This window comes from Nodosilinea sp. LEGE 07088 (assembly GCF_015207395.1).
GTDB lineage: Bacteria > Cyanobacteriota > Cyanobacteriia > Phormidesmidales > Phormidesmidaceae > Nodosilinea.
Map to the genome: position 1 here is coordinate 1 of NZ_JADEWX010000021.1, position 26720 is coordinate 26720.

The following is a 26720-nucleotide window of genomic DNA, read 5'->3' on the forward strand; positions in this document are numbered from 1 at the left end:
CCCCTATTCCCTATTCCCTCCCCCCTATTCCCTATCACCCAAAATACCGAGAAGGCTGATGCGTCTGACCTGAGATTGGCCGATAGGTTTGAATCGATTTGATATATTGAGCCCGCTCGTAGGCGCTGGGGTCTGGGCAGTTGATCTGGCTCATGCTGCCCTGGAGCTGCTGAATCGATTCGTATTCGTTGTCTTGCAGCCAGGTGCGCATGTCCTGCTCTACGGTGCGCAGGTGATCGATGCCGTGGCGCAGCAGAGCGCTGACCATCATCGTGACATTGGCACCGGCCATCAGCAGTTTGAGCGCATCCTGGGCCTGATGCACTCCCCCTGTTGCAGCAAAATCCATCGGCACTGTGCCATACAGAATGGCAATCCAGCGCAGGGGCAGACGCAGATCCTGGGGAGTGCTGAGCAGCACATGGGGATAGGCTTCCAGGGCGTCGATGTCGAGGTCGGGCTGATAAAACCGATTGAACAACACCAGGCCGTCAACCCCCGTTTGAGACAGCCGCTGGGCAAAATTGGCCAGATTGGTAAAGTAAGGGCTGAGCTTGACTGCCACAGGAATCGTGACCGCCTCAGTCACCGATCGCACGATGTCGAGATAGGCCGCTTCGAGCTGGGCCGCCGTTTGGTTGGGGTCTGTTGGTACAGCGTAGAGGTTGAGTTCCAGGGCATCGGCCCCGGCGGCTTCGATCAGCTGAGCATAGCTGGTCCAGCCGCCGGGGCTATCGCCATTGAGGCTGGCCATGATGGGAATATCCACCATGGCTTTAGCCTGACGAACATGGTCCAAATAGGCCTCGGCACTGACGTGAAAAAGGGACTGCTGGGGGAAGTAGGTCAGGGCCTCGGCATAGCTTTCAGTGCCCTGGTTGAGGTAATAGTTCAGCGCCAGGCGGTCTGTTTGGATCTGTTCTTCAAACAGGGAGTGCAGCACGATAGCGCTGGCTCCGGCATCTTCTAGCTGCCGCAGGTGGCTGAGATCTTCGCTCAGGGGAGCACAGGCCCCCACCACCAGGGGAGACCTCAGGGTGAGGCCGAGGTAATGAGTGGTAAGCATGGTCAGGCACGGAGAAGGGGGGTAAACAGAGGGGGAGTCTATCTCCCCCAGTTGTGGTTACTCAGGCTGGTGCTCGAGGCGATCGAGGCCAATCGGCAGGGTGTTCGCGGTTTGAACACCAAAGCGGGACAGCAGGGTGGCCCCAAAGCCAAACAGGGTAATCAAACTGACCAACAGCCCGCCCGCGATCGGAATCAGGCTGATTACAAACAGCAAAAACAACCCCAGCCAGAAGTGCTGGAAGCGGGCGTCTGGCTGGCGCGCGCGCAGCCGCCTGCCCAGCCAGACGCTCATGGAGATACCGCCTAAGAGCCAGGTGAGCAAGATAGCAATATTGGCCAATGGAATCACGATCGCCCCCACCACGCTGCCCGAAACCAGCACGGTGAGAACAATCAGGCCGATGAATCCGCCAATGCCGTAGACCAGGCTCATAAACGGACGGGCCTGGACCGCAGCGGCGATCGCATCGACATGGCCGGGCAGCAGCAATAGCAGTAGACAACCGGCGATCGCAGCCACCACAAAGGTCACCGCCCAGATCGCCACGTTGCCCAGGTAGAGGGTGCCGAGCACGCCAAAGCGATCAAACATGCCACCAAAATTTTCTAGTACGGTAAACTCGCTGCCGTTGACCACAGCACTCTCGGAGCGAATCACCTGGCCTCCAACGGCAAAGGCATCCCCGGCCACCTGAGCGTTGTCTTCGAGCCGGAGGTTGCCGCCAATAGCGAAGGCGTCGCCCTGCACGATCGCCCCCGGCTGCACGGTGAGGTCGCCGCCGATGACAAAGGCATCATTCACCGTCTGGGATTCAGCCACAACGACATCACCGCCAATTTTGAAGGTGTCTTGGTAGGTGGAGTTGGCCTGAGCGGGCATGTAGCCACCGCCCACCCACAGCGCCCAGAGCAGGGCCAGAAAGCCGATCAGCCACCATTTCGCGATTTTCCATTTCATGGGTTTGTCTCCTTGGTTAGAGTTTGAAAATTGAATGGGAATAGAGGGAATAGGGAGTAGGGGGAAGAGGGAATAGGGAATAGGGGGAAGAGGGAATAGGCAGAGGGCGGAAGGCGAAGGGCGAAGGGCGAAGGGCGAAGGGCGAAGGGCAAAATTTAGGCTTTGACGAGCTCAGCTACCAATCCAAGATCCAACTCCCCTACTCCCTACTCCCCACTCCCTACTCCCTACTCCCTACTCCCTACTCCCTACTCCCTACTCCCCCATCTCCGCCAGCGCCTCATACAGCCGCCACCGCGTCTGCACATCCTGCCCCACCTCCTGAAGCAGGGCTTTCGCGGCTTCGGGATGGCTGTGGGCCAGCATTTTGAACCGATTTTCGGCGTACATCGACTGCTCTACGGGCAGTTTGGGGGCGCGGCTGTCTACCCGGAGCGGGTTGAGGCCCTCGGCACGGCGGCGGGGGTCGTAGCGGTAGAGCAGCCAGCGACCCGACTCGACGATCGCCTTTTGGTGGTGCATGGCCGTGGCCATGTCGATGCCGTGGGCGATGCAGTGGCTGTAGGCGATGATCAGCGAGGGGCCGTCGTAGGCTTCGGCTTCCAGGAAGGCTTTGAGGGTGTGTTCGTCGCGGGCGCCCAGGGCGACGCTGGCGACGTAGGCGGTGCCGTAGGTCATGGCCATCAGGCCCAGGTCTTTTTTGGCGGTGGCTTTGCCGGCGGCGGCGAACTTGGCGACGGCGGCTTTGGGGGTGGCTTTGGACTGCTGGCCGCCGGTGTTGGAGTAGACCTCGGTGTCGAGGACGAGGATGTTGACGTTGCGGTTGCTCGCCAGCACATGGTCTAACCCGCCGTAGCCAATGTCGTAGGCCCAGCCGTCGCCGCCCACAATCCACACGCTCTTTTTCACCAGGTAGTCGGCCAGGGACAGCAGCCGCTGGAGGGTAGTTTGCAAGGATTCAGAGGCCTGGGGCATCTCTGTGAGTAAGGCTTTGAGCTGGCCAACCCGCTCGCGCTGCTCCACGATGTCGGCTTCGTCACGCTGCTGGGCCTGGAGAATGGGCTGGGCCAGGGCGGGCAGGGCCGTCTCCCGGAATGGGTCTGAGGCGGCGACCTGCTCTAGAAGCTCGGCAGCATAGTCCGCCTGCTTGTCGATGGCAACCCGGAAGCCGAGACCAAATTCGGCGTTGTCTTCAAACAGGGAGTTCGACCAGGCCGGGCCGCGGCCCTCAGCGTTGTGGCTCCAGGGAGTGGTGGGCAAGTTGCCGCCGTAGATCGAGGAGCAGCCGGTGGCGTTGGCCACCAGCAGGCGATCGCCAAACAGCTGGGTCAGCAGCTTCAGGTAGGGGGTTTCGCCGCAGCCCGCGCAGGCCCCGGAAAATTCAAACAGCGGTTCCTGCATCTGCTGCTGGCTGACCTTGTGCAGGTTCAGCGAGGCGCGATCGGGGTTGGGCAGCTGGAGGAAGAACTCCCAGTTGGGCTTTTCCTGCTGCCGCAGGTCGATGGTTTCGTCAGCCCGGGTGTCGTCAATGCTGTCTGGCTCAGGCGAGTCATCCCCAGAGACGGCTTGCCCAGAGACGGCTTGATAAACCGGCGTCATATTGATCGCTTTGAGTCGGGGGATGGCCTTATTTTTAGCTGGGCACACATCCACGCAGATGCCGCAGCCGGTGCAGTCTTCCGCCGCCACCTGAATCGTAAATTCCTGGTTGGCCCACTCGCGGGCCGGGGTGTGCTTGAAGCCATCGGGGGCCGCAGCGAGCCGCTCGGGCTCGTACACTTTGCTGCGAATCACGGCGTGGGGGCAAACCATCACGCATTTGCCGCACTGCACACACACCGCCGGGTCCCACACGGGAATGGTCTGGGCAATGTTGCGCTTTTCCCACTGGGTGGTGCCGGTGGGGTAGGTGCCGTCGCAGGGCAGGGCGCTGACCGGAATGGCGTCGCCCTGGCGCTGCATCATCGGGGCCAGCACGGTTTGCACAAAGGCCGGGGCGCGATCGCTGACCGGAGACGTCAGCGGCGGCATCGTCGCGTCTTGAGCCGCTGAACCATAGGGAACGTCGTATAGGTGCTGGAGGGTTTGATCTACCGCTTGCAGGTTCATGGCGACGATCGCGTCGCCCTTTTTGGCATAGGTCTTGCGAATCGAGTCTTTAATGGCCGCGACCGCCTCGACCTCAGGCAAAATCTGCGACAGGGCAAAAAAGCAGGTCTGCATCACGGTGTTGATGTGGTTGCCCATTCCGGCTGCTCGGGCCACCTGATAGGCGTTGATGGCATAGACCCGCAACTGCTTTTGCAGAATCTGGGCCTGAATGCGATCGGGGAACTGATGCCAGGTTTCCTCAGGGGCGTAGGGCGAGTTGACCAGAAAGGTCGCCCCAGCGATCGCGGGCGCCAAAATATCCAGCTGCTCCAGCAGCATCCACTGGTGGCAGGCGACCAGATTTGCCTGGTCAATCAGGTAGGGCGCATGAATGGGGGCAGGGCCAAACCTGAGGTGGGAGGTAGTGACTGAGCCCGATTTCTTCGAGTCGTAAACGAAGTAACCCTGGGCGTAGTTTTTGGTGGCTTCGCCAATAATTTTAATCGTGTTTTTGTTGGCCCCCACGGTGCCATCTGCCCCCAGGCCGTAAAAGACCGCTCGCACCGTCTGCGCTGACTCAATCGAGAAGGTGGGGTCGTAGGCCAGGCTGGTGTGGGTGACATCGTCGTGGATGCCGATGGTGAAGTGATTCTTGGGGCCAGGCCGATTGCCCTGAAACCCATCGAGCAATAAATTGTCGAAAACGGCCTTCACCATCGCCGGGGTAAATTCCTTAGACGACAGGCCGTAGCGCCCGCCAACCACCACCGGAAAGCCTTGGCCAACGGGGGCGAACCGCTGCTCTAGCAGGGCACTGAGCACGTCCAGGTAGAGGGGTTCGCCAGTACTGCCGGGCTCTTTGGTGCGATCGAGCACGCTGATCGCCTTGACGGTGGGGGGCAGGGCGGCGACGAAGCGCTGCGGGTCAAAGGGACGGTAGAGCCGCACCACTACCACGCCCACATTTTCGCCCTGGTCGTTGAGGGCATCGACCGTGGCGCGAACGGTTTCACACCCCGAGCCCATCAGCACGGCAACCCGCTCAGCAGTGGGGCTGCCGTAGTACTCAAAGGGCCGATACCGCCGTCCGGTGAGCTGGGCAAAGGTATCCATCACCTGCTCTACAATACCGATGCAGCCCTGATAGTAGGGGTTCACCGTTTCCCGCGCCTGGAAAAACACGTCCGGATTTTGGGCCGTGCCGCGAATAACGGGATGATCGGGGCTGAGGGCGCGCTGGCGATGCTGGGCAATCAGCGCGTCGTCCGTCAGCGATCGCAGCACATCCTCGGGCAGCAGCTCAATTTTTTGGATTTCGTGGGAGGTGCGAAAGCCGTCAAAAAAGTGAATGAAGGGAATGCGGCTGGCGAAGGTGGCGGCGGTGGCGATCGCGGCCATATCCTGGGCCTCCTGCACCGAGGCCGAGCACAGCAGGCCAAAGCCCGTCCCCCGCGCCGCCATCACATCGCTGTGGTCGCCAAAGATCGACAGTGCCTGGGCCGCCACCGAGCGGGCCGCCACGTGAATCACGCAGGGGGTCAGCTCCCCGGCAATCTTGTACAGATTGGGCAGCATCAGCAGCAAACCCTGGGAAGCAGTGAAAGTGGTGGTCAGCGCCCCCGTTTGCAAGGCACCATGCACCGCTCCGGCCACGCCCCCCTCGCTCTGCATCTCTACGATCGCGGGTACGGTGCCCCATAGGTTGGGCCTGCCGCTGGCGGCCCAGGCATCGGCCCATTCCCCCATCGGCGAGGCCGGGGTAATCGGATAAATGGCAATTACTTCATTCAGGGCATAGGCTACCCGCGCTACGGCTTCGTTGCCGTCTAGGGTGGCCGTCGTCGTCTGGAGCAAGGTGGAGACCGTCATAGCGGTAATCCTCAAACAGCTGTCGTTAGGTAGCTTTTGCTGGCCTCTGGACTTCAGCTTAGAGAGAGAGTTTGAGGAAGTTGTGAAGGTGTTGGGGGCGATCGCTCCACGTGAAGGCGATACGATGAACATACTTGCTTTAAGATTGACTAAGAGAATCATGTCGAATGATGCTAAAGCCATCCAAGAAATTGAAGAATTTATAGAAGATTGGCATTGGGATGATAGATCTCATAAGTACGCACAAGAATTGTGCAGATTTTTATTTCAATTTCTAGATAGCCTAAAACAGCAACACCTTACAGAGAAAACGATACGAAAGCATACAAGCAACTGTTCGCTTATAGGAGCATTTGAGTGTGGCTATGGATATCGGGATGGGTTTTCCCCGGGAGTAGTGTTCTCTAGCCCAGAAGCAAACTATGAGTATGAATTCAATAGAAAAGTTAGCGATTCCAAGTATGCAATGGATTCATATAGATCGACTTGGAGAAAAATACATAATTATACAAAGCAACTGGGTTTGACTGACTAGCTTTTTTCATGATTTGTATAAATTAACTAATTCGTCATCGTCGAAGTCCTAAATTCGAACAGATGTATCTGTTGAGCAAGTTGGCTCAGACGCTTACGATAGAATGTAAGCCTAGTTTTGAGGAATGAGGAGACATGAAGAAAAAGAGAAAAGGGGGAGGCATAGGCTTTGGGAATGTACAAAAACCTGAAGCTGAGAGTATTGTGATATCAGATTTTGAACCCCAAGCTGAACGCGAGCCCTGGGTTGAGCAAGAATCTCGCATCGCCGAGCTGATTGGTGACCTTGATGAGTGCCCCTTTGGCAAGGCTATGTCAAAGTTTTACGATCATTTGCGTAGTTCTTTAGAACTGCCTTGTGAGGTTACGGGTATTGAAGATTTTCGGTGGGAAGAGCGCTATGTCCTCGGGCCGCCTAAGCCTAAGGAGTATGCGAGACTAAGAGAGAAACAGCCGTCGTTTCGGGATACCTTTGAGCTTCTGTCAATCGAGCAGGGTGTTGTGTCAAAGTGGATGCTTTTTGCAGGTGAAGACTTAGCAGCTCACGTTCGACGTAAGTCGGATGGTAAAGCGTTCTGTCTTGGCCTCGCTGAATTAAAAGCTACCAATAAAAATTCTAAGAACCATCAATTGCTTAGTGATTACGTGATGTACTTTGTCAATTATCGATAATTCAAGCTGAAATCTTGAAAACTCTCTGCTATCCCCAGCGCCGGAAAAAGGAGTTTTCTTGCCAGACGCTGGCCGTGCGGTGTTCCATGTCGGCCAGCGCCTCAGCACTGAGAGACTGAAAGGCCCGAGCGGTGGCGACATTTTCTTCTAGGTGGGCCAGCGTCTCGGCGGCAATAATGGCGGTGTGTACCCCCGCTTGAGAGAGCGCATAGCCCATGGCTTCCGGCATGCCGGAAAGCACGCCCGGCTTAAACAACCGACCGTAGGCGGGGACTTTCATCGCGATGATCCCCACCTGCTGCTGCTGGGCCACGGGCAGCACGGTGGTAATAAAGGGCCGTTGGGTATGCCGATCCGCCGCGTTGATGGGCACCAGAGCGGTGTCGAAGGGGTAGCGCTGGAGGGCGGCCACAATAATGTCTGGGTTGTGGTGGCCCGTCACCCCCACATGGCCCACCAGCCCCTGGGCCTGGGCCTCTTGGGCCGCTTTGATCGCACCCGTCTGGGGCTGCAAGATCGTGTCTAAGTCCCAAGCGTGGGTGAGGGCATGGAACTGCCAGAGGTCGATGCGATCGGTCTGGAGACGTTTGAGGGATTGCTCTAAGTCGCGCCAGGCCCCGTCATACCCGCGCTGGCTGGTTTTGGTGGCGATCGCCACCTCAGCCCGGTGAGCCGGGAGCACCTGCCCCAAAAAGGCCTCGCTGGGGCCATAGTTAGCCGCCGTATCGAAATAGCGCACACCCAGGGCCAGGGCTCGCTCGATAATGGCCAGGGCCTCGGCTTCGTCTTGAGTGCGGGACAGCGGTGAGGCCGAACCCCCCAACCCCAGCACCGGCAGCACCAGACCCGTCTGGCCTAAAGGCCGCTCGGGCATGGCATCCAGGGAGGCCGAAGCCTCTGTAGCCGGGCTGAACGGCTCGGTGGGCAGCGCCGTTGAGCCGCTGGGGAGGATCGCCTGAGAAGACGTCATCGCTCGCTGGCAGGCAGACATGCCGAAGGCACCGCCCAGGGCACCCAGGGCCGAGGCCAAAAACTGACGGCGGTTGTGGGGAGAGGGAGTCATCGGAGAAGGGCGATCGCGTCAAAGACTTGACTGGCCTTATGCTAACAAGCTGGTTCCTAAAGGGGGCGATCGGTGCGAATTCACCATTTGTGCTTGATACCAAATCCTATCTGTATACCCCCGGTTCGTAGGGGCATAGCATGCTATGCCCCTACGAGGTTCCTGATTATGAATCGGAGTTTCCCAAATCGGATTTGGTATGACTCAATTATTAGGATGGGTTGGCGATAGCGTAAGGGGCGCTTCAGCGCCTTGGTCTGGAAGACGCAGGAGCGTTAGGGAGTGGTGTCAACGCAGGAGCGTTGGCACCATCAAAAGCCAAGCAGGGATGGGGGTTTGGGTAGCGATCGCGATTGTCTTTTGGACACCCTTCAGGAACGCTGAAACCGCTGGGCAAGGTCATGGAGCACTACTTGATGCCTTTGACGCGCTTAGCCATAGACCCTGGCATCGACAGTTCGCTGCAGAGCGGGCTGGCGCAACCATTGAGGACGGCGTTCGCTGCCCCCATCGTGGCGTTGGCAACGAACGCCGCAATAATGCTACGGAGTAGCAATGCAGGACTTCGCCGCAGCAGGACAACGCTACACAGCGGTGCCACTTCTCTACACAGCTGTGCCAGTAAAGCTGATCGCGGGGTCGATCTGCTTGATCGCGGGGTCGATACGCTACACAGCGGTGCCACGTCTCTACACAGCGGTGCCAGTAAAGCTGATCGTGGGGTCGATCTATTTGATCGCACGGTCAATCTGTTTGATCGCGGGGTCGATACGCTTTACAGCGGTGCCACTTCTTTATACAGCTGTGCCAGTAAAGCTGATCGCGGGGTCGATCTGCTTGATCGCGGGAGCGATCTGCTTCATTGAGGAGTTGAGTTATTATGGCGAGTTTCACTGGGGCAAAGTACGCCGCGATGATCCCCCCTGCCCCCCTTGATAAGGGGGAAAGTGGACTTTGCACTCAATGCTACGGTCTGGGTTGAAGGAGCTACATTGCGCTCAATAGCCAAATGGGACAGGTAAGCCCGGATTTCATCAGCCCCTATCTCCTTTGGGCGGCGTTTGTTGTGGAACAGAATAAAGTCTCGAACGTAATGAACATAGGACTTTTCAGTCTTGAAGCTGAAGTGTCTGAGCCGAATGGCTTCTCTGACTTGGTCGAGGAGTCGCGGTGGCTGAGGTGACGGCATAGGTAGGTGATGGATAATCCCAGTAATAGGGGTGTTATCCACCGCTTTTGACGGATAAGCCCCCTGATTCCTAGGATCGACCACCACATCTGTCGGATAACACCCTGAAATCCCGGACTTAACTGCCAAAGATTGTGATTAATACCTTAAATACTGGGTGTTATCCCGCAGAACTGTCGGATAATGCGCGAAACAGGGGATCTTATCGGTCAGATCTGACGCTGAATACATAGTTATGCCGCGCAACCCTGACCTTAAAGAAATTCTTTGCCGCTCAGGGTTTACAAATCGCTTCGTAGGACTTTAAAGGGCTTATTATTAGCTTCCCAGTCGTGAATATTTGCATATAGTTGTGTATCACGGAAATAGCTTTCCTCATAGGCAAGCCTTAAGCAAAGTTCAAGTTTGTCAGCTTCAATATCAGATGGTTTGTTAGAACCAATAGTTTTTCGTAAGCCAAGCGATAAAATTTCAACTAAGTGATGACCGCAACAAATCTGCCAAGGATCATAATTATTGCTTTGCTGACTGCTCATCTTAAGTTGCAAATCCTCATCTTTTAATGAGAAAGCCTGAGATTTATTCTTAACCTCACGAATTAGTTTGAGTTCATCTATCTGTAAATTTTGTTCATCGACAAACTTACTGAATGTAATGCCGTCAAAAGTTAGGTTCAACCCATCACATTGAGAAATCCAAAGCAGATAGCCTACTGAAATACTACTTTCAAGTATTGCTAACCTTATGTCTCTATTAAACTGAAGCACTTTCTCTTCAGAACCAAACTCGGTGAGAACCTTGTCAAAAGCTGGAGAATTGATGAGCATTGACTCAAGATCATGAGTATCCGTGCAAAGAAGATTGGAACTGTAGTATAGCGGAATAGTAAGTCGATCAAAATCTGCATCAACAATTGCTAAAATCCCCTTGAAACCTGATTCCTGCTCCAAGATTTTTAGCACAGCAATAACACGTAACTTGCTAGAGGGCTTGCCTGAAACAGTTGCCAATTCGCACTCTGCCTTGTTAATAAAGCGTTCATAAAAAATTTTATCTGAGCCACCCTCTACTAATAAAAATGTTCCTTGATACGTGCTTCGTCGCAATCGGATCTGGTTTGCAACACGGTCTACTGAAAGTAAATCTCTCACTTCTCTGGCCCTTCCAATTCAACCGTCAAATCCCATCTATCTTGAATAATATCAGGTGAGTGAGTAGCCATTAAGATATCTAAGTCAGCAAGCTGTATAATTTCTTGTAAATCCTTTAAGAATTGAATTTGCCAGCCTACATGTAGAGAAAGCTCAGGCTCATCAATTAGAACCAATGAGTTAGGCTCAACCTTAAACAACAACTCGTACAAAAGAACTAATTCATGCTGTTCACCAGATGACAGATCCGTTGGCGACAGCTTCTTTGAATCAGAGGAGGATTTATAGCGCGTCGAAAAAACAAATCCCTTTTCCTTGCTAAAGTTTATTTCCTTGTAGGAATAAGCAAATTTGTTGTTAATAATTCTCCTTAAAAGATCAATCTTTCTTGCAGTTTCAGAAAATACATTCAGTTTTTTTTCTACATCTTCGACATAAACCGACAAGGCATTTTTAGTGCTTTCGTCTATATCTTGAGGTTGAATTTGAAATTCTGAATCTTCTTCTTTATCTAGCAGCCCTACTTCTATGAGGCGGGAACGAGTTGACTCAAGCTCATTCAACTGGTCACGAAGTTGTTCATCTGCCACATCCGCAGATGGCTGCTGCTTTACGACCCTTAATGGAAATGTTCTATCAAGAGATTGTGATGTTGTGCCATATTCTTTGAATTTATCCTGCATAAGTTTTGCAAGCTCATCAGAATAGGCGGAGACAGTAGATAGCATTGAAGGTGTTCCACGATATGTTCTAGAAGAACGGCTAGGAACGAGATTGAGTAGACGCTGTGATTCAATAAGGCGAATATGAGTAGCATTTTTTAGATCCTTCAACCACTCAGGCTCTTCTTTTGAATAAGAACCCCTTAATTTTGTAGACAAAGAATCAGGCAAAGAGTCTCCAAAACGCTCAACAACTTCTTCCAAGGATAAAACTTCATCAGTAGGAAGATATATCCACTTTCTAGTATCCATCCTTTCCAAGCCTGGTATCACCTCATCTAAGATACCAATTGGAAAACCTATGTCAGGAGAAAATTTAACCTGACCTAAAGAGAAAGAGAGTTTCTTAGATTTAGCTTTCTGAAAATGGAAGGTTATATCAACCCTTCCTGCATCCTGAAGTTCTTTCGAATCTCTTACAACTTCAATGATTTCACCGTTGTCTAACTCCACCTGAAATTTGTCAAACGGAATTGATCTCAACTCTGAATATCGAGAGTTGAAAAAACCATTTAATATCCTTAACATTGCCGTTTTGCCAAAACCGTTAGGACCATGGATAATAGTAATCCTCTCATTAGTTTTCAAGGGGATTACATGGTCAAAAATCCCAAATAAACCATAGACGGAAATTTGCTTGATTCTCATCTTTGCTGAGTCCTACAGCCCTTGGCCTAATTTCTCAATTTTAACCTTGATCATGCAGTAGCAGCATAGAAATCTAAAACTGCCTTACCATAGGTTAGTCACCTGTGTATTACATTTCCCTGGAAGTAAAACAGAAGTACTAAATGCTGTGATAGAACTCGCTGCATAACAACCCAAACGCAGCGGACGGGCGAAAGCTGCTGGTGTTGAGTTCAAAGCCATTTGCCTCCGCTGGTTGGGAAAGTTATCTTGCGCCCCATCTAGATGAAGGAGAGCGATCGCAGATCCTTTGTAGAGCGATCACAGCTCCCTTGCAAGTCAGGTAAACGAAGAAAACCCATCAATCCTCGTGCAATTTATTCCCAACCCACCGTTTCTTTAAACTCAGAGAAACCCCGCCCAGGTAGGCGGCCACCAGCAGCGTTTTGAGCAGCCAGCCCAGCTGACTCTGCGTTCCCGTAGGGTGCCCGGAGGACAATCGCGCCGCGCCCTGCCAGAGCAACAGCCCGAGCGGAATCATGCCCTGGGTGAAAATGATTGAGATATCCATCGACTTTGCCTTCGGGTATGCCCCCGATGTTCTACTCAACGGCAGCGTCTAGACCAGAACGGCGGCAACGGGTCGCCGGAGCGATCGCGGCATCTCGGGGCCGCGCCCAAACCGCACCACCAGGTCAGGCCGACGGTCGCTAACACCGAGATACTGAGCAAACTGGGGCCGCAGGGTCGCCACTTCCACCGGCTGGTTCAAAAAAGCGGTGCGAACCCCCATCGCCGTGGCCTGGAGGGCAAAGCGCTGGTAGGCGCGTCCGGCATTGATCCAGTCTGCGGGCCTGTCGTGGTCAGCAACGAAGATGGCAATTCCGGCGGAGCTGCGAATGTGGTGCGTGCATTTTTGGGCTTCGGCTTTGGGCGTCAGCAATTGATCAAATAGCAGATTGCCCAACCAGCGAGGAATAGTCGGGTTGCCGGAACATCTGGCAAACAGGCCGTCGCCCCGACGCACCGCCTCTCTCTCACTAAAGCGAATCCAGGATTTCAGCTCCTGAACGAAGTCGGGATCGCTGGTCTGGGCGTTGCTGCCCTCGATCACATAGGCCAAAACCTGCTCCATTGCCGGTTTTTCCGTCAGCAGCAGCAGGTTGACGCCGTTGCCAGCGGCGGCCTGCTCTAGCTGCGCTAGCTCGCCAGTACTGAGGGTTTGCCCGTCATAGTCGGCGCGGGTTGACTGGCGCTGGGGAATGGCGTTGAAGAGGGGGGTGGCGATCGCCTGGGTCGGTTCTAAATCAATCTGGATTGAGCCATCGGTCTGGACCTCAACCAGCCCTTGCAGGCCATGGGCCAGAGCCGCCTGCAATAGATTTTCTGTGGCACACCCCAGGCTGGCGTAGAGGTGGTGGTCGTCTGGGTCAACAACGGGCGTGCGTCGTTCCAGATCGGGCAGAATCGAGATGCGATCGCCCTCCAGCCTAAATTTCCAGCACTGGGTGTTGTGGCTGGAGGCGGCCAGGGTGGCATAGCGCACCAGCTCGCGCTGTAGGGCTGTTTTCTGGGTTGGCGGTGCGCCGGTATGTCGCCAGATCTGGCGGACGGCGGCTTCATAGCGGGTATCAGCCGAAGCGGCAGTCGGAGCAGCCACGGCACTTGCAGCTAACAGGGGCGAGTGGTACAGCATGGATAGTTTCCTCTGTATAGCACCTAGATTGGCGCTACCTACAGACTACAAACCGCTTGTGAGGAAGTTATGAGAGTGGGTATTCCAGTGTTGCTGCCCTCGACCCCACAGTCCTCTCCCAAAGGGGTGCCTCTGGGGGATTACCCTGAGGATTTAGCACAGGAAGAAATTTGAATCAGTCATAGCCCGTTGAGGGAGAAATTGAGGGTATAGACGCTGAGAAAATCCTCTTAGGGGATTGCAAAGCTGGGATGCCCTCAGCTAAACGACCTATTTTTGCGTTTAGGTCTAAACGGGTGAGATTGACTGAACTTGTAAATCTCCATCGCCCCCAGCACGCTCAGGCTGAGCAAAATTAGGCTGCCCCAGGTCTTAAGATCGACGGGCTCCGTAGACAGCAAAATATGGCCAATCGGCACATGCATCATCACGACATGCAGCGCAAAGGCCGTCAGCGTCCCAATCAAAAGAATAGGACTGCGCAGGGGCGATAGCTGAAACACCGATTTGTGCTCAGAACGGCAGTTGCCAATGTGGATATTTTCAAACAAAACCATCAGCAATAGCAGCGTATTGCGGGCCGAAAATGCGCTTTGCCCGGTGCTGAGCAGCCAATGGAATGTACCAAACCCGACTCCGCCCATTACCATGGCGGCGATGATGGTGCGTTCGATCATGAGACGGTTGAAGATGGGTTCGCGGGGCGATCGCGGTCGGCGGTTGAGGGCATCTCCTTCCCCCGGCTCAAACGCCAGGGCCACATCCTGAATGCCGTTGGTCACCAAGTTCAGCCAGAGCAGCTGCACCGGCAGCAACGGCAGGGGCAACCCGGTGCTCACCGCCAGCCCAATCAAAACAATCTCGGCGGCCCCGGTAGAGACCAGCAGGTAAATCACCTTGCGGACGTTGTCGTAGGCAATGCGGCCTTCTTCTACCCCCGCTACAATCGTGGCAAAATTATCGTCGCTGATCACGAGTTCTGCGGCTTCCCGCGCCACATCTGTGCCAGCTTTGCCCATGGCTACCCCAATGTTGGCGGCCTGTAGGGCCGGGGCATCGTTGACGCCGTCGCCAGTGACAGCCACAAAATGGCCAGAGGCGCGGGCGGCATTGACCAGCTGAAGCTTCTGGTGGGGAGCAATGCGGGCAAAGACACAGGTGGTCTGAATCAGGTGGGCGATCGCAGCCGGGGGCAACCCTTCCAGGTCTTGCCCGGTCACGACTTGGCTGGTGGTGGTGAGCTTCAGGTCGCGGGCGATCGCCAGGGCCGTGGCCGGATGATCGCCGGTTATCATCCACACGGCAATGCCAGCGGCGTGGCAGGCGGCGATCGCGGCCTGTACCCCGGCCCTGAGCGGGTCGATCATGCCGACAAACCCCAGCAGCGTCAGATCTGAGGGCTGGGGAGGAATCTGGGTCGGGTCGAGGTCGAGGGTAACCGGGCTCTCCGCCAAGGCCAGCACCCGATAGCCCTGGGCGGCCATCCGCTGGGCGATCGCCCCGGCAGAAGAACCCTGGGATTGCTCACTGCACATGGCCAGCACCCGCTCCGGTGCGCCTTTCACCATGCCATGCACCTGGTTGTCAATGACATGGTAGGTGGCCGCAAATTGGTGCTCTGGCTCAAAGGGAATCTCATTGATCTGCGGGTACAGGTTCAGGGTGGCCTCCCGGTTCCAGCCCAGCTTGTGGGCCAGGGTCAGCAGCGCAATATCGGTAGGGTCGCCGCGCCAGACCCAGCGATCGCCGCTGGGGTGCAGGTCGGCTTCATTGCACAGTACCGAGGCGCGCGCCAGGCGGTCCAACGGCAATCGATCTGGGGCAATGACTTGTCCCTGGTACAGCACCTGACCGTGGGGGGCAAATCCCTCGCCGGTCACCTCAAATTCGTCGCCATTGGGTAAGCAAATCTGGCGCACGGTGAGTTCATTGCAGGTTAAGGTGCCGGTTTTATCGCTGGCAATCAGGGTGCAGCTGCCCAGGCCTTCAACCGCCGGGAGCTGGCGCACAATCACCCCGCGCTGCGCCATGCGGTGGGTGGCCACGGCCAGGGCCACCGTCAACGCCACGGGCAACCCCTCTGGAATGGCCGAAACCGCCAGGGCCACGGCAAACATAACCATCTCGATCAACCGATAGCCCTGGCTGAAAATGCCCAGTAGGGCCACCCCGACGGCGGCAACCGCTACCCCCAGGGCGATTACCCGGCTAAACCGCTCCATGCGCCTCAACAACGGGGGCTTGCCGCCAATCGTGGCCATCATATCTAAGGCCAACTGACCGACGGCGGTAGCTGTACCCGTGGCAACCACCACGCCTCGGCCTCGACCTCGTGCCACGATTGACCCGGCATAGACCATATTCAATCGATCGGCCAGGGGAGTAGAGGCCGAGGCCTGCCAGGGGGACTGCTTGAGGACGCTCAGCGATTCTCCGGTCAGCAGCGATTCGTCAATTTCCAGGTTGTGCGTCCACATCAGGCGTAAATCCGCGGGCACCCGATTGCCGGACTCTAACCAAACCACATCCCCCGGTACGAGGTCTTCGGCATCAATTTCGCAGACTTCGCCATCGCGCAGAACCGAGGCCCGAATTTTTAGCAGCTGCTGCAGCGCCCGACTGCTCTGCTCTGCCCGCCATTCTTGATAGCTGCCAATGGCGGCATTGATGCCCAAAACGGCGAGGATGAATCCGGCATCTTTGACGTCGCCGATCGCGATCGATACCGCCGCTGCCAGGCCCAGGATGTAGATCAGCGGGCTGTGAAATTGTCGCAGCACAATTTGCCAACGGCTGGGAGGCACCCGTTGGGGTAGGCAGTTGGCGCCGACCTGCTCAAAGCGCCGCTGGCTTTCCAGGGTGGTGAGACCGTAGGGGGTGGTCTGAAGATCGTCAAAGACCGCTTCTAGAGCGATCGCGTGCCATGCTGGTGAAATAGGTTGGTTCATGGCGATCGCGCTTTACCATAGCCCTGGGATTAGTTTGTAGCGCACTTTCTGGGTGTAGGCTTCGTACCCCGGCAGTTCTTTCTGCAAAGTTCGATCCTCTAGCGCGGTGCGGAGGATGAGAGTCAGGGTGCAAAGCACCGCTGGCACAAACGCCCACCAGGAACCGAGCAGCAGAGGCATCGCCAGCACTAAACCCAGAATGATCGCGAGATAGCCGGGATGACGAACCATGCCGTAGGGGCCAGAGTCGATCACCTGATGGCCGCGATCGCCCTGTATCCGCACCGTTTTTTCAAAGAACGGGTTGACGGCCATCGACCAGGTCACAATCGCCACAAAAAAGGCGTAAAGAGCAGCGCCGACCAGCCAGAACCAAAGAGACATTGCTGACCAGCGATAGCGAATATCCAGGGCGGCCACTATGGGAATGGCTAAGAACGTCACCCCAAACAGCGTTAGCACGATCAGATCCCAGGTTTTTGTTCCTTCGCCGATCTGCCCCCGACGCTTCATCAGCTCCGGATTTTTGCGCCACAGGTAGGGGGCCGCGATCAGTCGGCCCACCAGCAGCAGACCGATCAAGGCCCATCCCCTGGGCCAGTCCCAGCGGCCCACCAGGCCAAACACGCTGACGAACACTAGCGCCGTAATCAAACTGCCAATAATCTTTGCTCGTTTCATAGCTGATGTCTGCATGAGGAGCAAGACTGCACAGCGAGGGTATCCACTGCTGCTGCCGCTAAGGTTTGAACGAACTGCCGTCGGTGCAGCATCAGCCCCTCATTCCCAGGAAAATTCCTGGAGCAAGATACATCTCAACGCTATAAACCTGACATGAGGAACTTGTGAGGTTGGCGCAGGGGCAGGCTGCCTTGAGTCAACTGGCAAAGGTGATAAATAAACGTGAAGCAGGAAAAAATACCTGCAGGAGAAACAATTATACTGAACGCGTCTACCTAATCACCCGTATAGGGACGTTAGGTTGAATTATTTCCACCTATTTACCCCTGAGAGGGTCTTAGGTTGAATTATTTCCACCTATTTATCCGTATGGGGATCTTAGGTGGAAACTTTCCCTCTAATAACGAGTTATGCGCGCGACTCGAAGTCGTTCGGGGGAGTTGGAAAGGACTCCTAAAATCCTTTCCCTGCCAGTGTTCAGGCAGATGTCCGCCTCGGAATGTTCAACCCGTAAGGGGAGGGCAGTATCAGCAGACGAGGTTAAGTGTCCAACAAGCTGAGAGCCAAACTCGGTAAGAGGGCTAGGGCAAGGTTGCTACGGATAATGGAAATGAATCCTTGATGAGGCTTCGTTAATTTAGGTGCTCGAAAAGGCTGAGACGAGCATGTTGGGGCACATGGGAATGGATAGCGTCTAAATATCCATCGCGAACACCCCGCCCCCGGAGTAAAGAGGAGTCCTAAGGCAACCGTATCTCCACCCCGTGCGGAACGAGGAAACCCCGATAGAGTCCGAATCCTGCCTTCAGAATTCGGTAAGCCAAAGGCAACTGCGGTCGAATCCTCTAGCGGAAACAGGATGTCCCAAGACGCGAAGGCTGCCAACCGAAAGGGAACCGGAATCCATAACGGGGCAGATAGGGCAATACCCAACCCGAAAGGGTGCTGACGTGGGACAGGTGATCGTCTTGATTGCAAGTGAGATGAGACTTAACTGGCGGGAAAAGTTAGGTGCAGGCTTCGGTTTGCAAACGTAACCGTCAGGACAATTCGCAAGGGTTGTTAAGCATCGGAGACACTGAATCTCAAGGCATTGCTTGAGCCGTGTACGGTGAAAGTCGTATGCACGGTTCTGAGGGGAGGGAGGGGGCTATATCTAAAACCCCTTCCTTTACCCGACGCCACAATATTGAATCAATAAAATTTTCCTAGTTCAAGCCTCAACTTAATTGTTATGCCTGATACAAATAAGACTCTTAAACAAGAGAACAGTTTACTAATTAGAGCTTATGTAGCTGCCAACTTAATTATTTTCTGGGCTTTATCTACTGGCACTAAATTAACTGAAGCTTTCAAAACTGCTGAACCAAGCATAGATAAAATTATTGAATCAGGAACTATATCACTCCTAATTTGTATTTTTACAGTTGTTATATGTGGTCAGTTAAGCTCGGACTTCAAATATATTTTAATTTTCAGGCGATTAAAACATACGCTGCCAGGGCATCGAGCATTTTCTCACTATATGCAAAATGATCCAAGGATAAATCAAGCGAATTTATGTTATAAATTTGGTGACATCCCTTCAGATCCAATAGAACAGAATCGGTTGTGGTATAAGATTTACAAAAAACGAGAAGAAGACAAGATTGTCAATGATACACATAAGAACTTTCTTCTTTTGAGAGAACTGACTGGACTTAGCTTTCTATTCCTATTTGTTCTGGGATGTTCTAGTCTTCTTGTTTTCAGCGATCATAAGACTTCATTATTTTACATTCTCGCACTATTGACTCTGTTTCTTTGCTCTTCGCAGGCTGCTCAAAACTATGGAACACGCCTTGTCACAAATGTTTTAGCTATTGAAAGTGTTGCTGAAGAATAATTTGAAAGGAGGATTGTTTGCAATGAGATTTCAAATTATGGATGTCGAGCATGGTTTTTGTGCATATGCTGAAGCAGATAATAACAATCTGATGGTGTTTGATTGTGGACATCACGGAGTCAATAAGTTTTTGCCATCAAATTATCTCTTAAAGAGAGGACATCGATCTATTGAAAGCTTTTTTGTTACCAACTACGATCAGGATCACATAAGTGATCTACCTAATCTATACTCTAAGTTGACAATTCAGACTCTATATAGGAATAAGTCCATTTCAGCAGAGGAATTGAGGAGGCTGAAGCTTCAATCAGGTTCTCTTAGTGATGCGATGAAAGTTTTACTAAGCATGATGACATCTTATACAGCAACAGTAACCAATGCTCCCGAATTTCCAAATATTACCTGGCAAATATTCCACAACAACTATCCTGAATTTGAAGACACTAATAATATTAGTTTGGTTATATTTCTTAAACTCAAGAATACAACTTTTCTGATTCCTGGCGATCTGGAAAAACCTGGCTGGGAGAAGCTTCTTCACAAGCCAACCTTTAGGCAAGCATTAGGAGAAGTTGATTATTTGATAGCATCACATCATGGACGAGAGAATGGTTATTGTAAACAAGTTTTCGATTACTGCACCCCCCTAGCTGTGATTATGTCTGACGGCCCCAAAAAACATGCAACTCAAGAAATGGTAAGCACTTATGCACAACATGCTAAAGGAATCCAGTTCAATGGAAAGACACGCTACGTATTGACAACTCGCACCGATGGAACATTGTGGTGGGATTTATGAGACGCTGCATAACAACCCGGTTGGAGCGGACTTACAAAGTTGGTCGATTTATACAAGAGATCACCTGTCGCCGCTCAACCGGAACGTTAGCTGGGAGATCATGCTTTCTACACCAAAGTAAGAATTGATGTCCAAAGGAAATTCTCGCAAGTTTTTGTAGCTAGTATTTCTGGAAATTGGAGGGAACTCATGGACATTGACTCAGCAGGTGCCCATCGATACCCGGTTCCCTTGATTGCACTGGTTCCCTTTCTGCTGATCACCTTCGGTTTGAGCTGGGGGATTTTAGCCCTGTATATCCTGCTGCCGGGGGCAATGACAGCCATGTTTGGCCAGCTGAGTGGGCACCATCCGCTTTTTATCTTGGCTGTGTGGAGCCCCGCGATCGCAGCGTTTATCATCATCATCCGCCATGCTGGACTGGCAGGCCTCCGACGTTACCTATCGCGGCTGTTGCTCTGGCGTTGCCCTCCGGTCTGGTATGCCTTTCTACTGGGGATGCCGCTGCTGTTCTATGCTGGGGCGGCGGTCAAGGGCAATCTTTTCACCGAGCCAGTTCCATTTGCCTCGTTGCCAGCCCTGATGTCAGCGATCGCCTTTACCCTGATCCTAGGGCCAATGGAAGAATTTGGCTGGCGGGGGTTGGCGTTGCCGCTGCTGCAACGGCGGTTTGCCCCTATCTGGGCCAGTCTCATTTTGGGGGGCATCTGGGGTATTTGGCATTTGCCCGCCTTTCTGTTGAGCGGCACGCCCCAAAGCGCCTGGTCATTTACCCCTTTTTTGCTGGGCTCCGTTGCTTTGAGCCTGATTGTGACTCCTCTATTCAATGCATCGCGGGGGAGCATCTTGCTGCCATTCCTATTTCACTGGCAGCTTATTAACCCGATTTGGCCCGATGCTCAACCCTACGACATCGTTTTCTTTTGGGTGGCGGCCCTGGTGATTGTCGTGCTCAACCGCAAAGCCATGTTTCGGAAAGCTAGAGCGGTAACCCAGGTTGTTCCTGCCGTTGCCAGGGGAGGGCTGCCGCAGGATCTTACTGGGGAGACTAACCCATGAGTCGGCCAACTCTAACCCGCACCATTGCCGCCACGGATCTAATCTGGAATCTGGATGCGCCGATATCCCAATGGTTGAGCGATCGTCGGTATTATCGATGACACCACACCCGTGATGCAGGATCTCGAAATTCGTTTGGCTAAGAGCGTTCTCTCGGTTGTTGAATTAAATTCAGTCTTCGGAGATTGAGCACAATAATGATGATTCTTATCATTGCCGTCCAGATCGCGCTGCCGTTGGCCTTACTCCTGTGGCTGGCTCTGCTGCCTGCCAGGAACCTGCTTGGATTTCTTCTTCAGTCGCTCGGGATTGGTGCGTTTCTCTTTGCCCTGGCGCGGGTGTCGCAGTGGGCCTTGCCAGCATGGTGGCTGCCGTGGCTCTATGGGGCGCTTTGGCTGGCTGCTGTCGTTGTGCTTGCAGTGCGCCGGGGGCCGTCGGCGCGATCGCTGATTCCTCGGCGGGTCAGGGGTTGGGTTACGATGCTTGTGTCGATCTGCCTGCTTGTGATCGGTAGTCGGTATGGGGTGCTGGCGCTGGCCGGACAATCTCTACCACCGGTGCCGGTCATTGACATTGCCAATCCCTTTGGCCCAGGCCAGTATATCGTTGGCCATGGCGGGTCTGATCCGCTTGTGAATGGTCACATGCGCACGCTGGATACGAGCGTCGAGCGCTTTCGACCGTGGCGCGGACAATCCTATGCCGTGGATTTCTCCGGGATCGGACCGTGGGGATTGCGGGCCAGCGGTTGGCGTCCAGCGGATCCGAGCGCGTATGCAATTTTCGGGGCTCGGTTACACGCACCGTGTAATGGTGAGGTGATTTCAACCGAGAGCAGTATGCCAGACTTCCGCGTGCCGAAAGAGGATCGGGTCAACCGCCTCGGCAACCATGTCATTTTGCGCTGTGATGGAGCCTATATCGTGCTCGCGCACATGCAACAGGGCAGCGTGAGCGTTGCGCCGGGTGACACCTTAACGACCGGCGATCTGATAGGTGAGGTGGGCAATTCAGGCGCTAGCACCGAGCCGCACCTGCACATTCACGCTCAACGCCCCCCGCCGGAGGGCCAGCCACCCATCTCAGGCGATCCACTGGCCCTCCGGATCGACGGGCGCTTTCTTGTACGCAACGATCGCCTTACCGGACAGGAGTGGTAATTCAGTTATCCTGTGGCCCTTAGCGAGCTGGGCGCGACTTGAAGGGATAAATCTTGGTCAGTATCGCGATCGCAAGTAGCCCAATCCCAGCCTCGGTAATGTGCTGAGATAGAGTTGACGGCAGCAAAATATCCGCTGTATCCGGCGAGTACTGACTGCTCACCCAAACTCGCAGCGGGCACACCCAGCCGTAGACAAAAAACACAACCGTTTCAACCAAAACCGATAGATAGGCGATCGCAAGCCACCGAGTCTGCTTGCCGTAGACATGACAGTAGATCATGTAAAACAGGCAGGTAAACATGTACAGCGTGACCGCCAAATGAAAGAGTTGAACCAAAATCAGCATCACATTAATAGCGTTTAATGACTACGCAAATCCGCACTGAACGTTGTAGGGCGCCTCTTTAAAGCGGTCTTGCCCCTCAGCCGACAGGAGTTTGAGTTGCCCAAAATTGTAGAAACTGGAGCCCTGAGCTAATTCCTGGTCCAGATTGAACCTGAGAGGAGTTTGAAAATCTCTTTCAATCCACAGGCTTACCGTCTTCTGCGTTAGCGAGTAGAGACAGGAATAGACAGTTGACGGCTGCGATACCGCCTCGATGAGGGCGATCGCGGCCGGTTCGTTCGTCACTGTCGGCAAGCGCTGAGCCAGCAGTTCAAAGCGATCGCAGACGATCTGGCCTCTGAGCGAGAGAGGAAAGTTAGTCGCCGCGGCAAAGGTCGTCGCGTCTAATCGTTGAATCGCCGTTTTTTCTGGCCCAGCGATGATGCAAACATCGCCCTGCCGGTCGGCGATGAGGTATTGCAGCCGGATGTAGGGCTCAATGCCGTGGGGCACAATCTGAACCTGATCGAGAATGGCCCAGGCCTGTCGGGTGGTCGCGGCTCGCTCCAGCACAAAGCGAATCACCCCAAATTCATCGAGCTTGATGGCCGCGTCGAGCGGTTTTCTGGCGGGAAAATCGTCTGCGTGAATGCCAGCCATGCCCATGAATAGGCCTTGGGAATTGAGGCCCTCGAAGGGGCGATCGCGGCCCAACTGCTCGATGACGCACAGACCATAGGTCGTCAGACCATACTGGCGAGTGGGTCTCATAAAGTGAATATTGCCGCCCAGCTGGATCCAATCGAAGTTGCGACCGACAATGCTGTGTCCGTTAATGAGTCGCGAGAAAATGGAACACATGACTTGGCTCCCGTTTTAATCCGGCAAGCTGCAAATCTTTGCTAACAACGTCTGTTGCCGTCAAAAGCCTCATGGAGAAGGTTCGGGGTTCTCGGCCTTCTGAGCAATGAGCCAGGGCATCGCCGCAAACAGGCCGAGCATTAGCAGGTAGACCGTGCCCGATACCGGATCGCGATCGCTCAAATACTCGGCAACCGACAATCCACGCAGCTGGAGCACGGCCCCAAACTCAGCCAAAAGCAAAACCCCCAGCGCCACGCCTCCCATGCAGAGCCTCGTCCAGAGGCCAGGGGGCACGGCCAGTCGTCGCACCACCCAAAGGGCGGCCAGCACGATCGCCACGAGCATGAACGGCATTTCCATCAGCTCGGCGACGCGGGTGCCAAAGCGAGGCACGGCCCACAGGACGCGAATGGGGCCAAGGATAAAGCCGACACCAAACACGATCGCGAAGTAGAGCAGCCCAGCCTTGAGAATTAGCCACTGCCTGGGCGCAGCCTCTGGAGAAAACGGTTGCGGTTCAGCAGAATCTTGGGTAGACATGGCATTTGTAAACGCGAGGTGAATAGCTGGTTTAGGTGACGTCAGCGTCATCGGTTTCAGAAGATGCCTGACGTTCGACGACGACGGTCAAGTGGGCCACCATGGCACCGATAACGCCCAGCGCCGCCACCACGGGGAAGAAGGCGGCACCTACTGCCCCGCCAATAACGCCGACCGTCAGCGGAATTTCAATCAGGGTATGGCCGGTTTCGTTCTGGATGATGATGCGGCGAATGTTGCCTTGGCGAATGAGACCCTTGATATTGGCTACCAGCGTGTCACCGGAAATCTTAAACTCCTCTACCGTGACGGGTTCTTCGGTGCCGTCTTCAGTTTCAGGGGTGATCGATTCAGGGGCAGTAATATCAACTGTTTGAGTGGTTTCTTCGGCATGAACAGCCATAGCGCTATCTCCTCGATGGACTATGCCTCAACGGTACCGACAACTTATGAGGAACTTATGACGATAGGAGGGTACATCCTGAGACGGTTATGGCTGTGCCCACTTAATCCCCACAACTTGCTCATATTGTTGATTTAGCCTTATGTAGACCACCACGGCTTGGAGTCAAAGGCGAGGCAAAAGATGAGGCCTATTATTTTTCTTATCCGGTGGCTAGGCTTTAGGCTAAATGCGCTGAGAAAGTGTTTCTCTTTAGCTTTCAGGCAAGTCACGTATTTAAATTTTTCAACATTCGATTCTAAATTCTGGAAATATTTAGGGCTGCTGGTTCTGGCCGCATTGCTATTTATTCAGCGAGCCAGAATCTTAGAGATAGGGCATTCTCTATTGAATTTTCGGTGGCATAATCTTGTCGCTTGGAGCTTCTACGCCGAAATCACTAGCATGCTATTGGTTCACTTAGCCCAGGCTCTTTTACTGTTTTTAGCGGTTGGGGCTTTGCTCTCAGTTATGCGATGGCTATCTGGTAGAGGCACGGGCACTTTAGTCTTGCCGTTTAAAAATGTGACTGACGATAAGCGGTATGACAGCCCTGTTGTTGCGGATGCATTAGTGGCGGAGCTGCATCGAATTCGCCACATTCATAGCTATTTGGGTAAGGCAGATCCCAGGGTAGAAGCAGTAGTCCAGAACATTCCATCAATAATGCCGAGTCATGAAAATTTAGAAAATAGCTTGAATAACATTGGCACAATCGGCATTGGAGAGTCACAGATAGCCGTTGGTCCTATACTAATGTTGCTTCAACGATTTTGGATCTTCGGCCACTCAGGGCGTTTGATTACTGGAAGCATCCATCGGTATAGAAGCACTTCTTTAGAAATAGTAGCTCGCATTGAAGATTACCAGGTAAGGGCCTGGGAAGCAGTAAATACAGTAGAGTCGCAGGCAGATTGGCATAAGCTAATTCGAGAGATTGCCTTAAAACTTGTCATTCATCTAGAACCTAATTTATCTGCGGAAAGCTGGCAGGCTTTTGGGAAATTTACAGACGCCATCCTAGAGTTTCATCGCTATCAGCAAAAACAGGATATAGAAAATTTAAGACGGGCCTATGAGCTATGCAAAGAGAGTTTAGAGTTCCAAAAAGACTACCAAAAATTAGCAAATCTGCTTTGCAGTATTGGCTATGCCTATTTTCGTGATTTTCGGATTGGAAAAGACTATTTAAGCCATGCGGAAGATATCTTTAATAAAGCTTTAAGCCTAGATCCAGGAAACGCAAATGCACATATAGGACTGGGGAATATCTATGTCAAATGTCATCATTACTACCATGCGGAAGTTCACTATATGATAGCCAAAAGAAAAAATCCTTATGCTCCCTATCCTTACAATGGTTTAGGCAATTTGCATTCGGAACTATACTCAAAATTTATTAAGATTAAGGAACCTAAAAGGGCTGAGGAAAATTACAACGAGGCCAAAGAGAATTATTTGGAGGCCATCGTTAGAGCGCCAAGACTTGCTACTCCCTATTACAATTTAGGTCTTTTATATTATAAGAAATATAAAGCACTACGGCAGAATTACAAAGGCAATGAGAACAATAGGTCAAACGATGATCTTATAGAAGATAGTTTGCGAAAGTCAATCCGATATCGAGAAAACTCCAAGGAATTAGCTCCTCTTACCAAGGAAAATGCTGCTATCTATACTGCTTTGGGCTGGATATACTTCATTTTAGGTAAGGAGGGAAGCGATAAGCTTAAGCAAGAGCACCAAAAATCCCAAAATGTAAAAATCAAGAGAGGAATTAACAAGCTTAAAGGAGACTACGAGCCGAAGAGCAAAGAGGGAATTTGCTATTTCAGCGCAATTGAAGAGTTTGAAGAAGCAGTTGCTATGGATAGCAAGAGATTTCTGGCCTACGGCAACATGGGTATTACATATCTTTATATTGAGGAGGAAGATTGTATAAACCGTTTAGATCGCGCCAAGGAATCATTTTCGTTAGCTGTAGAAGTTCTGAATGGTATCCTCGGTTCCAATCAGGATGGCAGTGAAAATAAACCCAAACATGATTCTCCTGAACTGAATAGCAACATCTTTTCGAATCTAGATAAGCCCTATGAAGTATTGTCGAATTGTCTCTACGAAGCCACACTGGGACACATTAATTCTGAACAGGTAATTTTTGATCAACTTGATCAGTACCTGAAAAATCCAGAAGGATCAAAATATATGTATCCCGGATTAATTAATAGTTTACTGGAAGACGTTAATACTATTATGCAATCCTCTGTAATCGATTTTGATAATGGGCAAGAATCACCACTTGCTTTATTTAAAGAAATTTTAGAGAGTGCGGTTTGAGATTGCGATGCCTGAGGGTTTACGAGTGTTTCTTGAG

Annotated in this window: 24 protein-coding genes; 9 read left to right on the top strand and 15 right to left on the bottom strand. The window is 53.1% G+C overall.

All coding sequences use genetic code 11. The features are described from left to right. Positions 1–34 precede the first annotated feature (34 nt). The 3 genes from IQ254_RS07550 to nifJ form a co-directional block, all read right to left on the bottom strand. Positions 35–1066 carry a dihydroorotate dehydrogenase-like protein gene (locus IQ254_RS07550; protein WP_193965561.1) on the bottom strand — a complete coding sequence of 344 codons (1032 nt, stop codon included), beginning with the start codon at positions 1064–1066 and terminating at the stop codon, positions 35–37. Between the two features lie 57 nt (positions 1067–1123). Beyond that, a complete protein-coding gene (locus IQ254_RS07555; protein ID WP_193965562.1) occupies positions 1124–2026 on the bottom strand; it encodes a hypothetical protein in 903 nt (300 codons plus the stop codon). A gap of 255 nt (positions 2027–2281) precedes the next feature. Then, positions 2282–5986: a pyruvate:ferredoxin (flavodoxin) oxidoreductase gene (gene nifJ / locus IQ254_RS07560; protein WP_193965563.1), complete on the bottom strand. Its 3705-nt coding sequence runs from the start codon at positions 5984–5986 to the stop codon at positions 2282–2284. On the opposite strand from nifJ, the gene IQ254_RS07565 reads away from it, so the two are divergent. After that, positions 5973–6521, top strand: coding sequence for a hypothetical protein (locus IQ254_RS07565; protein ID WP_193965564.1), 549 nt, complete (start codon positions 5973–5975; stop codon positions 6519–6521). The genes nifJ and IQ254_RS07565 overlap by 14 nt on opposite strands. A gap of 134 nt (positions 6522–6655) precedes the next feature. After that, the gene (locus tag IQ254_RS07570) at positions 6656–7192 is read left to right on the top strand and encodes a hypothetical protein (protein ID WP_193965565.1); all 537 of its coding nucleotides are present in this window, start codon (positions 6656–6658) and stop codon (positions 7190–7192) included. A 28-nt stretch (positions 7193–7220) separates the two neighbouring features. Here IQ254_RS07570 and IQ254_RS07575 read toward each other — a convergent pair whose 3' ends face one another. Beyond that, positions 7221–8255 carry an aldo/keto reductase gene (locus tag IQ254_RS07575; protein WP_193965566.1) on the bottom strand — a complete coding sequence of 345 codons (1035 nt, stop codon included), beginning with the start codon at positions 8253–8255 and terminating at the stop codon, positions 7221–7223. A 328-nt stretch (positions 8256–8583) separates the two neighbouring features. Between IQ254_RS07575 and IQ254_RS07580 the strand changes: the two genes are divergently transcribed. Together IQ254_RS07580 and IQ254_RS07585 are read left to right on the top strand one after the other, a co-directional pair. Further along, on the top strand, positions 8584–8808 hold the full coding sequence (locus IQ254_RS07580; protein WP_193965567.1) for a hypothetical protein: 225 nt from the start codon (positions 8584–8586) through the stop codon (positions 8806–8808). Then, a complete protein-coding gene (locus tag IQ254_RS07585; protein ID WP_193965568.1) occupies positions 8795–9121 on the top strand; it encodes a hypothetical protein in 327 nt (108 codons plus the stop codon). Before IQ254_RS07580 ends, IQ254_RS07585 begins: the two co-directional genes overlap by 14 nt. Here IQ254_RS07585 and IQ254_RS33510 read toward each other — a convergent pair. From IQ254_RS33510 to IQ254_RS07620, 7 genes are all read right to left on the bottom strand, one after another. Then, positions 9115–9444 carry a site-specific integrase gene (locus IQ254_RS33510; protein ID WP_193965606.1) on the bottom strand — a complete coding sequence of 110 codons (330 nt, stop codon included), beginning with the start codon at positions 9442–9444 and terminating at the stop codon, positions 9115–9117. The genes IQ254_RS07585 and IQ254_RS33510 overlap by 7 nt on opposite strands. Before the next feature lie 281 nt (positions 9445–9725). After that, entirely contained in the window at positions 9726–10595 is an 870-nt protein-coding gene (locus IQ254_RS07595) for a DUF4435 domain-containing protein (protein ID WP_193965569.1), read from the bottom strand. Next, on the bottom strand, positions 10592–11965 hold the full coding sequence (locus IQ254_RS07600; protein ID WP_193965570.1) for an AAA family ATPase: 1374 nt from the start codon (positions 11963–11965) through the stop codon (positions 10592–10594). Before IQ254_RS07600 ends, IQ254_RS07595 begins: the two co-directional genes overlap by 4 nt. 340 nt (positions 11966–12305) lie before the next feature. Continuing rightward, the gene (locus tag IQ254_RS07605; protein ID WP_193965571.1) at positions 12306–12515 is read right to left on the bottom strand and encodes a hypothetical protein; all 210 of its coding nucleotides are present in this window, start codon (positions 12513–12515) and stop codon (positions 12306–12308) included. 48 nt (positions 12516–12563) lie between these two features. Beyond that, positions 12564–13604: a nitroreductase family protein gene (locus IQ254_RS07610; protein WP_313887395.1), complete on the bottom strand. Its 1041-nt coding sequence runs from the start codon at positions 13602–13604 to the stop codon at positions 12564–12566. 293 nt (positions 13605–13897) lie between these two features. After that, the gene (locus IQ254_RS07615; RefSeq protein ID WP_193965573.1) at positions 13898–16588 is read right to left on the bottom strand and encodes an HAD-IC family P-type ATPase; all 2691 of its coding nucleotides are present in this window, start codon (positions 16586–16588) and stop codon (positions 13898–13900) included. Between the two features lie 12 nt (positions 16589–16600). Further along, positions 16601–17269, bottom strand: coding sequence for an isoprenylcysteine carboxylmethyltransferase family protein (locus tag IQ254_RS07620; protein WP_193965574.1), 669 nt, complete (start codon positions 17267–17269; stop codon positions 16601–16603). Positions 17270–18503: 1234 nt separating this feature from the next. Between IQ254_RS07620 and IQ254_RS07625 the strand changes: the two genes are divergently transcribed. The 4 genes from IQ254_RS07625 (at position 18504) to IQ254_RS07640 (ending at position 22172) form a co-directional block, all read left to right on the top strand. Then, the gene (locus tag IQ254_RS07625) at positions 18504–19154 is read left to right on the top strand and encodes a hypothetical protein (protein WP_193965575.1); all 651 of its coding nucleotides are present in this window, start codon (positions 18504–18506) and stop codon (positions 19152–19154) included. Between the two features lie 22 nt (positions 19155–19176). Further along, positions 19177–19953: a ComEC/Rec2 family competence protein gene (locus IQ254_RS07630; RefSeq protein ID WP_193965576.1), complete on the top strand. Its 777-nt coding sequence runs from the start codon at positions 19177–19179 to the stop codon at positions 19951–19953. A 189-nt stretch (positions 19954–20142) separates the two neighbouring features. Continuing rightward, complete coding sequence (locus IQ254_RS07635) at positions 20143–21012, top strand: CPBP family intramembrane glutamic endopeptidase (protein WP_193965577.1); 870 nt, start codon at positions 20143–20145, stop codon at positions 21010–21012. Positions 21013–21209: 197 nt separating this feature from the next. Next, entirely contained in the window at positions 21210–22172 is a 963-nt protein-coding gene (locus IQ254_RS07640) for a M23 family metallopeptidase (protein ID WP_193965578.1), read from the top strand. 19 nt (positions 22173–22191) lie between these two features. On the opposite strand, the gene IQ254_RS07645 is transcribed toward IQ254_RS07640, so the two are convergent. The 4 genes from IQ254_RS07645 to IQ254_RS07660 all read right to left on the bottom strand — a co-directional run bounded on the left by IQ254_RS07645 (position 22192) and on the right by IQ254_RS07660 (position 24307). Further along, positions 22192–22521 carry a hypothetical protein gene (locus tag IQ254_RS07645; RefSeq protein WP_193965579.1) on the bottom strand — a complete coding sequence of 110 codons (330 nt, stop codon included), beginning with the start codon at positions 22519–22521 and terminating at the stop codon, positions 22192–22194. A 21-nt stretch (positions 22522–22542) separates the two neighbouring features. After that, a complete protein-coding gene (locus IQ254_RS07650; RefSeq protein WP_193965580.1) occupies positions 22543–23361 on the bottom strand; it encodes a linear amide C-N hydrolase in 819 nt (272 codons plus the stop codon). Between the two features lie 69 nt (positions 23362–23430). Beyond that, a complete protein-coding gene (locus tag IQ254_RS07655) occupies positions 23431–23904 on the bottom strand; it encodes a hypothetical protein (protein ID WP_193965581.1) in 474 nt (157 codons plus the stop codon). 31 nt (positions 23905–23935) lie between these two features. Continuing rightward, positions 23936–24307 (bottom strand): DUF4342 domain-containing protein, encoded by a 372-nt coding sequence (locus IQ254_RS07660; protein WP_193965582.1) that lies wholly within the window; start codon positions 24305–24307, stop codon positions 23936–23938. Between the two features lie 183 nt (positions 24308–24490). On the opposite strand from IQ254_RS07660, the gene IQ254_RS07665 reads away from it, so the two are divergent. Continuing rightward, positions 24491–26683, top strand: coding sequence for a tetratricopeptide repeat protein (locus IQ254_RS07665; RefSeq protein ID WP_193965583.1), 2193 nt, complete (start codon positions 24491–24493; stop codon positions 26681–26683). Positions 26684–26720 lie beyond the last annotated feature (37 nt).